Annotated in this window: 7 protein-coding genes; 1 reads left to right on the top strand and 6 read right to left on the bottom strand. The window is 42.2% G+C overall.

The genetic code is table 11. The annotated features are described in order from the left end of the window. Positions 1–6: 6 nt before the first annotated feature. From FAZ19_RS06640 to FAZ19_RS06615, 6 genes are all read right to left on the bottom strand, one after another. Positions 7–2,466, bottom strand: a complete 2,460-nt coding sequence (locus FAZ19_RS06640) for a glycoside hydrolase family 95 protein (RefSeq protein WP_136819943.1) — start codon at positions 2,464–2,466, stop codon at positions 7–9. An 18-nt stretch (positions 2,467–2,484) separates the two neighbouring features. After that, entirely contained in the window at positions 2,485–3,348 is an 864-nt protein-coding gene (locus FAZ19_RS06635) for an alpha/beta hydrolase (RefSeq protein ID WP_136819942.1), read from the bottom strand. Between the two features lie 37 nt (positions 3,349–3,385). Continuing rightward, complete coding sequence (locus FAZ19_RS06630) at positions 3,386–4,360, bottom strand: transketolase family protein (protein WP_136819941.1); 975 nt, start codon at positions 4,358–4,360, stop codon at positions 3,386–3,388. A 159-nt stretch (positions 4,361–4,519) separates the two neighbouring features. Then, a complete protein-coding gene (locus FAZ19_RS06625; RefSeq protein WP_136819940.1) occupies positions 4,520–5,371 on the bottom strand; it encodes a transketolase in 852 nt (283 codons plus the stop codon). 16 nt (positions 5,372–5,387) lie between these two features. Further along, positions 5,388–6,053 (bottom strand): fructose-6-phosphate aldolase, encoded by a 666-nt coding sequence (fsa, locus tag FAZ19_RS06620; RefSeq protein ID WP_136819939.1) that lies wholly within the window; start codon positions 6,051–6,053, stop codon positions 5,388–5,390. A 184-nt stretch (positions 6,054–6,237) separates the two neighbouring features. Then, positions 6,238–10,353: a hybrid sensor histidine kinase/response regulator transcription factor gene (locus FAZ19_RS06615; RefSeq protein ID WP_136819938.1), complete on the bottom strand. Its 4,116-nt coding sequence runs from the start codon at positions 10,351–10,353 to the stop codon at positions 6,238–6,240. A 560-nt stretch (positions 10,354–10,913) separates the two neighbouring features. On the opposite strand from FAZ19_RS06615, the gene FAZ19_RS06610 reads away from it, so the two are divergent. Further along, on the top strand, positions 10,914–14,069 hold the full coding sequence (locus FAZ19_RS06610; RefSeq protein ID WP_229707419.1) for a SusC/RagA family TonB-linked outer membrane protein: 3,156 nt from the start codon (positions 10,914–10,916) through the stop codon (positions 14,067–14,069). The last annotated feature ends 7 nt before the right edge of the window (positions 14,070–14,076 follow it).

The following is a 14,076-nucleotide window of genomic DNA, read 5'->3' as shown; positions in this document are numbered from 1 at the left end:
ACAACATCACCTCTTTTTAACAGAAAAATTATACGTTTTGCCGCGAATTGTTGGCAGGTCATACTCGTAGATCCTCCTCAATTTATTACCCTTCAATGAAGCCTCCGGTGAAATCAGTGCCTTTACAGCAGCGATTGGATTAAGTAATACATTTGGGTTTTCTCCAGTAGCTTCCTTCAAACCTTTTCCGCTCAGCGGTACATAACTACGTAATCTTAAATTCCCGCCAATAGAAGACAGCACCTTAATACCTTCAGCCTCGCCATCCACCCAGTTCATCTCTATTTCAAACCCTCCTCGTGCTTTGATACCCGACACAAAGCCCGTATGCCACACATCTGGCATTGCGGGCAAAAGATGAACCGCACCATCATGGCTTTGAAGCAGCATTTCCGCAACCCCCGCTGTTAAGCCAAAGTTTCCGTCGATCTGAAAAGGAGGGTGAGCGGTGAACATATTTGGATACGTACGTCCATCTCTGTTCTCTCTATCCGCTATGGTCAACATATTGTTCACAATTTTGTAGGCATGATTTCCGTCCAATAGCCTTGCCCACAGATTAACTTTCCAACCGATAGACCATCCTGTCGCCATGTCACCACGATAGGTCAATGAATTTCGGGACGCTTCAAAGAGCTCCGGAGTGGTGTATGGCGATATTTGATTGCCTGGATATAGGCCGTACAGATGAGAAACATGCCGATGTTCATTTTTTGGATCGTCAAGATCCTCCAACCACTCCTGCAGTTGCGTATATTTTCCGATGTGCATCGGTGGTATACGCTTCACCATCTCCTGCAGGTTATCCCTATAAACAGTATCTTCTCCCAATATCTCATTAGCCAACGCGGTACGTGTCAGCATATCAAACACTAACTGGTTATCCATGGTCACCCCTGCGGACATCGGCCCATGTTCTGGTGAAATAGACGGTGATAATACCATCCATTCCTTATCTTCATGCTTTGGATGTGGAATTAAGGTCGTCAGCAAAAAGTCAGATGCTCCCTTCATGATTGGATACACTTGGCGCAGAAACTCTGTGTTACCCGTATACAAATAATGTTCCCAGAGGTGTTGCGCTAGCCAGATTCCGCCCATAGGCCACATACCAGCTGCCGCAAAATCGATCGGACTGGTTATCCGCCAAATATCCGTATTATGATGTGCTACCCATCCCTCAGATCCGTACAAGGCTTTGGCGGTCTCTTGTCCACTTTCCCCTAGATCTTTTATCATTTGAAATAACGGTTGATGGGTCTCCGAGAGGTTAGTAACTTCCGCTGGCCAGTAGTTCATTTCAGTATTAATGTTGATGGTGTACTTACTGTCCCATGCAGGCTGCATCGCGTTGTTCCAGATACCCTGTAACGTAGCAGGCCGCCCTCCCGGTTGCGACGAGCAGATCAACAAATAACGTCCAAATTGCGTTAACAATGTAATTAGGGCAGGGTCTTGAGTTGTTTTAAAGTTTTTGATGCGCTCTACTGTACTCTCGTCTTTTACTCCCCCCCGGCTTCCCAAATCCAACTTAAAGCGACCAAATTGTTTAGCATATAACGCAACATGTTGGCTTAGCGCCTTCTCAAAGCCTTTTTTTCTAGCTGTACCCAGCTTAACGGATGCCTTCGCGGCTTGGTCAGCACCTATCGATTTATAGTCAATAAAATTAGTCCCTATTGAAATGTAAAGGGTTGCGGAAGTTGCACCGGACACCTTCAATTTGTCATTCGCCACCTCAATTTTACCGTCCCTGCTCTTGACCGACGTATGGGTCTGATATACAATTTTTCCGTCGACACCTTCATGATCCGAGCCTCGTCCTTCCAATACCAGTGAATTACCGTTTCTAAACACAGTATGTTTGGAGCTATTACTGTATTCGGCTTCGAAGGTTAACCCCCCTTTTTTACTGGATGCTAAGTGCATAATAATGACATCGTCGGCAAAAGAAGAAATAATCTCGCGCGTATACCGGATGCCGTCCACCGTGTAACTAATTTTTGCGATGGCCCTGTCCAAGTCAAGTTCGCGGTAATAATGCTGATAATGCGCATGTCCTGGAAAATTCAAAACTAGACTACCTGCCGTCTGAAAAGGCATACCGTGCGTTTTGGTGAAGAACGAAGCATTGACCAACTCATCCGCTTCATGTGTGTTTCCATCAAAAATAAGCTGCTGCACAACAGGCAAAGCCTCTGCACCTTTTTTATTATCGTTACGATACGGCCCCCCTCCCCATATCGTTTCTTCATTAAGTTGTAGCATTTCCCGCTCCGGAATACCGTAGACCATTGCCCCCAATCGTCCATTGCCCACTGGTAGTGCCTGCTCCCAGACCTTTGCGTTAGCGGGTTTATCATACCAGAGTTTCAATGCTGTTGGTTTCTGCCCATATAAGGCAAGGGTTAGAAACAAGGTACAAACAATTAACAATGCAAGAACGCGTATTTTTTGATATGCCATATTTATCTGTAATTTCTGCTACTTATCATGGTATTCCAAAAGCGACTTATAATCGACATCCTTAAAAAGCAACTGAGATACCACATATAAATCATTTTTCCACACTTTAAAATCATGCCCCCCAGGTTCCACATAAAATACATGTGGCACGTTATGCTTTTTGAAATATTCATGTGTTCTCTTGCTATTGCCGATCAAACCATCCTGATCTCCGCAAGAGACCCATAGCAATTTCAATTTTTCTTTCGCTTCTTCTGGATTAGGAAGTAATTGTTCCGGCATTCGCGTGTTTGGAGCAGAAGAGAATCCGCCCACCCACGAAAAGGTATTCATATTACCTAAGCCGAAATTTAGCGCCTGACCACCGCCCATGGATAATCCAAACAACGCCCTATGGTCTTTCTCTTTTTTAACGGGATATTTTTTCTCAACAAAAGGAATCAGATCAATTAATAGATCTTTCTCAAACGTCGCAAATGCCTCAACCTTATCCCTGTCCATTATATTTCCGGTAGCGCGGTCGCCCTTCATGGCACGACCGTTAGGCAATACGACGATCATTTTTTCTAACTTACCATCCGCATATAGATTATCTAGGATAATATGTGGCACTCCATTATTAAACCACTCCTTTTCGTCTCCACCAATGCCGTGCAGTAGATATAAAACTGGATATTTTTGTTCAGGAGAATATCCGGGGGGAGTATATACTAAAGCTTTACGGTTTACGCCGACCGTATTAGATGGATAAGATATCGTATCCATCTTACCTCGTTCAATATTCTCTCTACGGATATCAAATCCAATAGGAGCAGCCTTTATTTGTGCATGAGATCCTGTAGACAAGATCACAGCAAGCGTCAATAACACTATATTTTTCATATCAGGATATGTTAAGTTATATGGTTTATAAATAATTTTATAGCTTCTTTTTCGTCGTTCTACTTCTTAATAGTACTTTCTGGGTCGCAATAAGTATGGCTTCGGCATTCAATCCGTATTTTTCCATCAATTGGGTAGGCGTTCCCGATTCACCAAAGCTATCATCAACAGCCACATATTCTTGTGGTGTTGGCAATTGCTTAGCCAATACCTGCGCCACACTATCTCCCAGCCCACCTATACGGTTGTGTTCTTCGGCCGTTACCACACATCCAGTTTTCTTTACGGAAGCCAAGATAGCCTCTTCGTCCAATGGCTTAATGGTATGGATATTAATAATTTCCGCATCAATTCCTAACCGTTCCAATAATTCTCCAGCTTTTATAGCTTCCCAAACCAAGTGGCCAGTAGCAATAATGGTCACGTCTTTTCCCTTGTTAAGCATTACCGCCCTTCCAATTTCGAACACTTGATCACTCAGTGTAAAAATGGGGACAACAGGACGTCCAAAGCGTAAATAAACCGGTCCCCGATGTTTAGCTATTGCAATAGTAGCAGCTTTAGTCTGGTTGTAATCGCACGGATTAATCACTGTCATGCCCGGAAGCATTTTCATTAGGCCAATATCTTCTAAAATCTGATGGGTTGCACCATCCTCTCCAAGGGTGAGCCCGGCATGAGAAGCCGCTATTTTTACATTCTTATTGGAATAGGCTATAGACTGTCTAATCTGATCGTAAACCCGTCCTGTTGAAAAATTAGCAAATGTTCCAGTGAAAGGAATTTTACCTCCAATAGTCAGACCTGCAGCAATCCCCATCATATTCGCTTCAGCGATACCAATTTGAAAAAAACGTTCTGGGAACGCATGGATAAAATCATTCATTTTTAAGGATCCAATCAAATCCGAACATAATGCCACGACATTTTCGTCCTGTTTACCAGCTTCCAGCAACCCCGCACCAAAGCCTGAGCGCGTATCCTTCGATTCTGTATAGGTATATCTTTTCATCCGTATAATTTTTGGAAGCTATCAGATTTATTCATCCCGCTGCGTGGTCTTAAAAAACCCTGATGGTTTCATTTTGCTTTTATAGTATTTTAGATGTTAGCGATTCAGATTCAGAAATTTAAAAATCTTATATCTAGCATCTCATGTCTTATATCTAAATTAATAATCCCCTAACGTTTCGGGCAATTGCTCCAAGGCTGTTGCAAGCTGTGCATCATTTGGTGCCACGCCATGCCATTTGTGCGATCCCATCATAAAATCTACGCCACTACCCATCTCCGTGTGTAGTAAGATCATCACCGGTCTTCCTTTTCCCGTGCGCGATCTAGCCTCTTCCAGTCCCGATATCACCGCAGCCATATCATTTCCCTTTTCTATTGCCAGTACATCCCAACCGAACGCTTCCCATTTTTGTTGCAGATTTCCTAAGGACAAAATCTGCTCCGTCGGTCCATCAATTTGTGCGCCGTTGTAGTCGACTGTCGCGACAAGGTTGTCTACTTTATTATGCGGAGCGTAAAGTGCCCCTTCCCAAATTTGTCCCTCCTGTAATTCACCATCCCCCATTAGTACATAAACAAGGTGGTTATCTTTATTTAATTTTTTGGACTGGGCAGCGCCAATGGCAACCGACAAACCCTGACCCAGGGAGCCCGAAGCAATACGTATACCCGGAAGCCCTTCATGCGTTGTTGGGTGTCCCTGCACCCGGGAATTAATCTTCCGAAACGAAGCCAATTCACTCGGATCAAAATAACCCATACGTGCTAAAACGCTGTAAAAAACAGGAGAAATATGGCCGTTTGACAAAAAGAATAAATCTTCACCAATTCCATCAATATGGAAACCAGCCCTTCTGTCCATAATCTCAAAATATAAGGCTACAAAAAAGTCAGTACAACCTAAAGAACCACCAGGGTGGCCCGACTGGCAGCCATGCACCATTCGAACGATGTCACGCCTCACCTGAGAAGCTATTGCCTCTAAATTGTGAATACTATATTTGCTCATTACCATGCGTGTATGTTTAATTATTTCCTTCCGACACCCGTTTATGATCCGCAAGAAATTGTGCTAGACCAGAATCCGTCAGTGGATGCTTCAAAAGGGCGGTAATGGCCGATAACGGCGATGTGGTAACGTCAGCACCAAATTTGGCACAATTCACGATATGCATCGCGTGCCGCACGGAAGCCGCTAATATCTGCGTAGGGAACTCATAATTGTCATAGATAAGACGAATATCGCTGATGAGTTCCAAGCCATCTGTCGAAATATCGTCTAGACGTCCCAAAAAAGGGGATACGTAGGTCGCGCCCGCCTTAGCCGCCAGCAAGGCTTGTCCAGCAGAGAAAACTAGTGTACAATTTGTCTTAATACCGGCGTTCGAAAAATACTTGATCGCTTTTATCCCCTCTCTAATCATCGGAACTTTGACCACAATCCGGTCATCCAGCTTAGCGAGTTCCAGTCCTTCACGAATGATTTCATCATAATGAACAGCAATAACCTCTGCACTCACATCACCATCTGTAATGGCACAGATCGCTTTATAATGGTCGACGACATTTTCTGCTCCGCATATACCTTCCTTAGCCATCAGTGAAGGGTTGGTGGTAACACCATCCAATACGCCCAGATTTTGTGCTTCCTGTATATCTGCCAAGTTAGCTGTATCAATAAAAAATTTCATATTATTTGTTATATAGTTTATTTGGTCGTGTCCATTGGCCACAGTTTCAAAACTATAAAAACAAGTGTGGAAAGAAGGGTAAGAATAATGAAAAAACTAGAACAAATGTTTAAAATACACTCATAGTCTCCTCAGCTCATCGTATACGATAAAAAAACAGCATTGGTTGTTCAAAAGCGTCGACTTAATTCTTGAACGCCTGCACATATTCGGAGGGTGTCCGTTGATACTTCGCTTTGAATACCTTGGTAAAATAGTTTGGGTTGGCAAAGCCTGTTTCGTAAGCAATTTCCGCAATCGTTTTATCGCTTTTTTCCAACAACACGACTGCACGTTCCAACTTCGCAGAGCGTATAAAATCGACGGGAGACATGCCGGTGTAGTCGAGTAGCCTGTTGTAGAGCGAGGCCCGGCTGATAGAAAGGTGTGCGCTCAAATTTTCGACCGACAGTTGCGGATTATTCATATTGTCATAAATATAGGCTAAGATCTTTTGCAGAAAAAGATCCTTTTCAGAAACTACTTCTATTTCGGGTGCCACGACCGATACCTGCCGCGTATAAGCCTCTTTAAAGGCTTGGTTTAACCCCAATAAACTATTAATTTTAGCCTGTAATACTGCGACATCAAATGGTTTGGTCATATAATCGATGGCACCCGCCTCCAATCCACACACCAGTCCATTTTTCACTTGCGCAGCCGTTAGCAAAACAATCGGAATATGTTTCGTCCGTTTATCCTGTGTAAGCTTCTGTGCAAGTTCCATACCGTTCATAATAGGCATTTGCACGTCGCAGAGTATAATATCGGGATGATGAAAAAGTGCCTTTTGCCAACCTTCTTTTCCATTCGCCGCCTCAAACACTTGAAAGGAAGACAACAAACTATCTTTCATATAAAAACGAAAATCATCATCATCTTCCACGATCAATATGGACGGTTGTCGGCGTACATCAAAAGTATCTACATTCGTAGCATCACCCCCAGCATCCGCGACCTCATGCATTGCCGGAATAGGCTCTGCTCCCTTTTCGGTTCTGGCACTGGACCGTTCCATACGTAGGCTAAACGAAAAACAACTGCCTTTGCCCTCCTCGCTTTCCACTGAAATTTCGCCGTTATACATCTTCACAAAAGTCTGGGCAATAGACAGCCCTATGCCCGTACCCTGATTAATGACAGCTCCGGCCGTATCATGTTGAAAAAAGCTCTCAAAAATACGTTGCTGAACATCCCTCGGTATACCAATACCCGAATCCTTAATAGTAATGCACGCGGTGCAATAGGTTGCATCGGAGGCTATTTCACTGGTTGCCAGATGCACGGCGATGTTTCCACCTTTAGTCGTAAATTTAAATGCATTCGACAAGATATTGAAAAGAATACGTTCTATCTTATTTTGATCAAACCGAACCTGTAGCTTCTCCACTGCACTTGTAAAGGAATACGAAATACCTTTCTGTTGTGCCATATCGGTAAATGAGTTACTTACCTCCTCAACGAAAGAAACCAGTTCACCATCGGCATCTTGCAACCGCAGCTCCTGTTCTTCCATTTTGCGAAAATCCAGCAACTGATTCACGAGGTTCAACAAGCGCCGTGCATTTCGCTTCACCAGACCCAACTGCTCAGACGCCTTGATATCTTTTATTTCGTTCATCAGATTATCAACGGGACCAACAATTAGTGATATCGGTGTTCGGAACTCGTGACTTAAGTTTGTTAAAAATTTGATTTTCAGCGTATCCAACTGGTGTAGCTGTTCCGCCTCCTTGCGTTGTTGTGCTATCAGTTGTTTAGCTTGTATCCGTTCTTGTTCTAACGCAAATTTTGCTTGTAGTTTTTGTATTCCCCGATGTCTAATGTAGAACAACCCACCCACAAAGACTACACAATAAAGGGAATAAGCATAGATTGTGCGCCAAAATGGAGGTGCTACATAGATGGAAATAGATCTAACTTCTTCATTCCATATGCCATCGTTATTACTGGCGCGTACATGAAAAGTATATTTTCCAGGATCCAAATTCGTATAGTAAGCACTATGCGCTACACCTCCCGGAATCCAATCTTTATCAAAACCCTCCAACATATACTGATATTGATTCTCTTCAGGTATCGTAAAATTTAACGCCTCAAATGATATGGAGAAGTTTTGCTTGTATTGGAGGTCAATTCGATCAGCCAATAGTAATGAAGTACGTATAGCTCCTTCTTCAGATGGTCCAATCACTTTGTTGTCAATTTTCAGTTCCGTAAACACGACATTAGCTGGATTGGAGTTTGTTTTCAGCTGCTTGGGGTAGTAGTGGTTAAAGCCATTTTGCCCACCAAAAAAAAGCTCGCCGTCCGGCATGCAGATACCCGCTCCTCGCATAAACGCGCCAGACTGTAATCCAGCGAAATAGGAATAATTTTTAAAACGCTTTGTCTTTTGGTCATAGCAACTCAACCCCTTGTTAGTACTGAACCATATTTTGCCCTCCACGTCTTCAACAATACTTTGTACAACTCCATTAATCAAACCATCACGTTCAGAAATAACATTGAATTTCTTAGCCCCTTTTTTCAATAAACCCACACCACTTCCGTTGGTTCCCACCCAGATATTACCTTCCCGGTCTTCCTTTAACGAAAGTACGTAATCACTGGGTAGATCATGTGTGCTTTTATTAAAGAAGGAAAATGTGTCTGTCCCTTTACGGAATACGCATACACCAGAACCAAAGGTACCAATCCACATGTCCTGATTTCCATCCTCTTCAAATGCGCGTATAAAATTGCTGTTCGGCTCCGGACCACCATCTCCCACAGTAGTTTTGCGCATATATTTTCGCACAGTCCCATCACTCGCCTGCAATACGTTGATACCTCCACCGTTGGTACCTATCCAAAGGTTACCTTCAGAATCTTTTTTTAAACAGAAAACATCACCATTGTTAAGCTTGTCTGCACCATCCCCTATGCCATACTGAAAACTTTTGCCGGTGTTCCTGTCATAGTAAAACAGTCCCTCTTTATAGGTCCCCAGCCATACCTGATGGTCATTTTTTTCTTCGAGCGCCAGTATGGTCAAGTTATGACCGCTATGTTCCTTACTAGCTGTTAGATCTAATGCTGTTGTCACATCCCGCTGTCGGTCGTAGAGATGAATACCTCCACCGTCGGTACCGACCAATACATTATTTCTATAGATCAATAGCGAAGTAATCATACGCGAATTCAAGCCGTATTGATCTACTGTACGAATATCTTTTAACCTGAATTGACTTAAGTTGGTATCAAACTTATTTAACCCGCCCTGAAACGTACCGACCCAATAAATACCAAACTTATCAACCAATATAGATCGGATAGATTGATGGCTTATGCTCTGCGGGTCGCGGACATCCGGCTGATATGTTTTTAAGGTATAAGTAGACACATCCAGCACCTCCAGCCCCCTATCTGTCCCAATCCATAAACCACCCTTTTTATCCATTGCCAAGGCATAGATCCGCCCACTTAGGGATCGCATGGCGGGATAGTCGTCAAATCGCTTAACGGTCCTACTTTGCTCGTCAAAAACATAAAGACCTGACAATGAACCCACCCATATCCGATGTTGTGCATCTTCAATAATAGAAGTGATCAGGTTATCTGTACGTTCACCTCCCCCCTTCTGAAATATGCCGTATCGTGACACCTGCTTATAGTTATCCGAATACATATAGAGTACGCTATCTGTGGCGATCCACATCCGTTGCTTGCTGTCCTGAAATGTAAAACTAGATACTTTTCCAAGAAAGCTAGTACTTATAGCAGTATAGTGATCGTCTACATGCATACCAAGCTGTTGCACATTAAGCACAAATAGCCCACCGTACGATGTAACCCATAGTTGTCCGGCATTATCCATTGCAAGAGAAGTAATCGCGGTACTCAACCAACGTTTGTCGGGTGCTTGTTCGTAGTGAACGATTTTATCTAATTTGCGGTCATAATAGCTAAGCCCCCCTCCGCTGGTTCCAATCCAAATTCTACCCGCACCATCTTCAGCTAAAGCGGTGATGTGATTTACTTTTAACGTTCCCGTGATATCCGGATTATGTCGGTATACCTTATAATTAATCCCATCAAATCTATTTAAGCCGTCTTCAGTTCCGATCCATAGAAAACCAAAACTATCGCGGCACATGCTAAATATGGTGTTCGATGAAAGGCCGTCTTTGGAATAGTACCGTTGAAAGTCCGTGGGATATTCTTGCGCAAATGCAAAACATATCTTAAGAAATAAAAGTAGAAGTATATATCTAATCATTACGGCATATAAAATTACGATTGGCTAGCTGTCTTTCCCTAGTTGAATTACTAAGGTATAAAAATAATATTATTTTATTTGCAAATATAGCTTTAGCAGAGTAATTATTGTTAAATGGACAATTATTTGTACAGTACAGATAAATAAACTGTCTAAATACCTCCCAATTCTCCATTATTTATATTTGAATTCACTTACAAAATAGGCCTTAATCGTTCGATAAAGGCGCTAACGAGCATATTTGACATTCTTACCTATCATTTAGACATTCGTTCTATTCATGTAAAATATTCATTACATACCTTAGCATAAATTATAAACGATAATGTTTTCAGCGCGAATCTAATTCAGTTTGAAAACAGCATGCTTAACCATAAATAAACTATATAACATGAAAAAACTGATTAGAACTTAACCGTATCTTACATTTCGACCGGCACTAATGCAATCGCTTGCATACTATTCGCATCATTGCACCTGATCAGCATGTATACAGTGTATATGCTTTCGCCAGACATTAAGAAATAAAAGTACATTTAACCATTTTATATTATTAAACTATGATGCTAACATCTACATGTTCTCTTTTGAGACACTGGAAGAAACTTTGGGGCTTAACGAGTCGCTCATCACTATTAATTATTCCTATCCTCTTATTTATTGGCAGCATGCCAACGCTCAGGGCGCAGCAATATCGTCAATTAAATGGACTGATTCTAGATCAGCAGAATACACCTGTAGAGAATGCATCTATTTCGGTCAAGGGTGGAAGTGCCGCGACCTCTTCGGAAGCAGACGGAACATTCTCCTTAAGGGTACCTACTACTTCTCAGACGCTTGTGGTAACTAAATTGGGTCATGAACGAGTCGAAATTGAGATCAGGAACCAAGATCAGCTTCGCATTATCCTTAACAATAATAACATTGAAATTGAAGAAACAGTAGTTGTTGGTTACGGCAAGCAAAAGAAAGAAAGCTTAACTGGTGCTATCGTACAGACCACCGGAGAAGTTCTTCAACGAGCCGGAGGAGTTACTAACCTCGGTATGGCACTTACAGGTAATCTTCCAGGTCTAGTGACAACATCGTCCACAGGTATGCCGGGTGCTGAAGATCCACAAATGCTAATACGTGCACAGACGTCGTGGAATAACAGTTCTCCACTTATACTAGTCGACGGTATTGAGCGATCTATCAGCTCAGTTGACATTTCCTCCGTAGAGACAGTTTCCGTATTAAAAGATGCATCTGCCACAGCCGTATTTGGTGTTAAAGGAGCTAACGGAGTTATTTTAATTACAACTAAGCAAGGTAAAAAGGGGAAAGCCAATATACAGCTCCGATCAAATATGACGACAAAAATGGCTTCAAAGCTTCCTGAAAAATATGACTCCTATGACGCGCTGTCTTTGAAAAATCAAACCATAGAGCGGGAAATACTAATCAACGGTGGCGCATGGACATCATACCTACCTGAAGAAATCCTTAATAAGTACCGGAATCCCGCCAGTGAGCAAGAAAGAGATCAATATCCTAATGTGGACTGGGAAAAAGAACTATTTAAAGATTATACTATGTCGCACAATACCAGTGCAAGTGTATCAGGAGGGTCTGACTTTGTAACCTACTTTGCTAATGTTGATTTTGTCTCCGAAGGCGATTTATTCAAGACCATTCAAAATGGGCGTGGCTATGCGGCTGGTTATGGTTATACACGTACTAATGTACGTAGTAACTTAAATTTCAATCTAACTCCCACGACAAAATTCTCCACCAAACTATTTGGTTCAAACGGTGTACGTAAATTACCTTGGGGAGCAGCAGATGGTGATACCGGCTACTGGGCATCAGCCTATCGCACCTCTCCTGACGCGATGTGGCCTGTCTATTCGGACGGCACTTGGGGTTACTATGAGCCAAAAAACGCGGACGTACCTAATTCCGTGTACATATTAGCTATGTCGGGCGTAGAGAAAAAAACCAGAAATCAATTAACTACCGATTTCACATTAGAGCAAGATCTCAAGATTTTTCTCAAAGGTTTAAATGCTCGAGCTAATTTTTCTTTGGACAATACTTTTCAAGAAATTGACAGAGGCATAAATGATTTATACAACAATGCGCAACGTAAATGGATAGATCCAGAAACAGGAGTTGTATCGTATGAGGGAAAAGTCGATCTAGGTACACAGCTAGACTTCTCCGATGGCGTAAGGTGGTCTACAGAATCCGGAGCAGTAGATATCGGAGCTACGTATAGAAGAGTGAATTACTCTTTTCAGTTAAACTATGCTAACAAGTTCGGAGATCATGATGTTTCTGCTATGGGCGTATTTATGCGAGAGCAGCTTGCTACCGGGAGTATGTTTTCTAGGTATCGCGAAGACTGGGTCTTCCGTACAACCTATAATTACGCTATGAAATACTTTTTAGAAGTCAACGGTGCTTACAACGGATCTGAGCAATTTGGGCCAGATTATCGATTTGAATTCTTTTCAGGACTATCCGGCGGGTGGACACTATCCAATGAAGAGTTCATGAAAAATATATCCTTTTTAAGTCTATTAAAATTCCGCGGTTCCTGGGGTAGAATTGGAGATGACAACGTTAATGGTCGATGGCTCTATGCAGATCAATGGTCATACGGAGGTAATACAGTAATGGGAGATATCCCTTCTAATACCCCATATACATACTATAGCATTACGCAATTAGGTAATCCTAATATATCTTGGGAAACAGCAGAGAAAAGGAATCTAGCACTAGAATTTGGCTTTTTTAAAAATAAAGTGACAGGTAGTATTGATTTTTTTAAGGATCATCGAACCGATATCATTATCGGAGGAGGTTCTCGTGCTATTCCTTCTTATTTTGGTGTCAGCGCCCCCAATGCAAATCTAGGGGAAGTAAAAGGAAAGGGTTATGAAATTGAGTTGGGTATAAACCACACTTTTAGCAATGGGCTTAGATTATTTGCAAACACTAACATGACACATGCCGTCAATACGGTTATATTCAGAGACGACCCCAAATTACGGCCTACCTATCAGCAAAATGCAGGTTATCCATTAGGGCAGAATAGAGCATACTTGGACAACGGATTTCTACAAAGCTGGGATGATGTCCTCGGTAGCACACAACGTAATGTAAATAATGATGATAAATTACCAGGTGACTACAATATCGTCGATTATAATGCTGACGGCGTTATTGATAATCAGGACGTAGTACCATATAAATATTCGTCTTCTCCACAAAACACCTACAATGCTTCCATCGGATTTGATTGGAAAGGATGGAATCTGTTCCTACAATTCTATGGTGTAAACAATGTGACCCGTGAAGTATCGTTCCCAACATTTCATTCGACTTCCAATGTCGCTTATGTCGAAGGCACTTACTGGAGTGTAGATGAAGGGGGAGATATACCTTATCCAAGATGGTCTACCACTGTTGGACCAGAGGCATCTGGTACACGCTATCAGTTCGACGGATCCTACATTCGTCTTAAAAACGCAGAGATAGGCTATACATTACCCAATCACTTTACAAATAGATTTGGCGTCAACTTGTGTAAAATTTATCTGAATGGAAATAACTTATGGCTATGGACTCGAATGCCTGATGACCGTGAATCAAACTTTAGCGGTAACTCAAGCTTTGGAGCTTACCCAACCATGAGACGTTTTAATGTAGGATTAGACATCACCTTTTAAACCAATT

This window comes from Sphingobacterium alkalisoli, from assembly GCF_005049105.1.
In the GTDB taxonomy this organism is placed as follows: Bacteria; Bacteroidota; Bacteroidia; order Sphingobacteriales; family Sphingobacteriaceae; genus Sphingobacterium; species Sphingobacterium alkalisoli.
The sequence above is the reverse complement of the archived record's forward strand: the minus strand, read 5'-3'. Positions and strand labels throughout refer to the sequence as shown.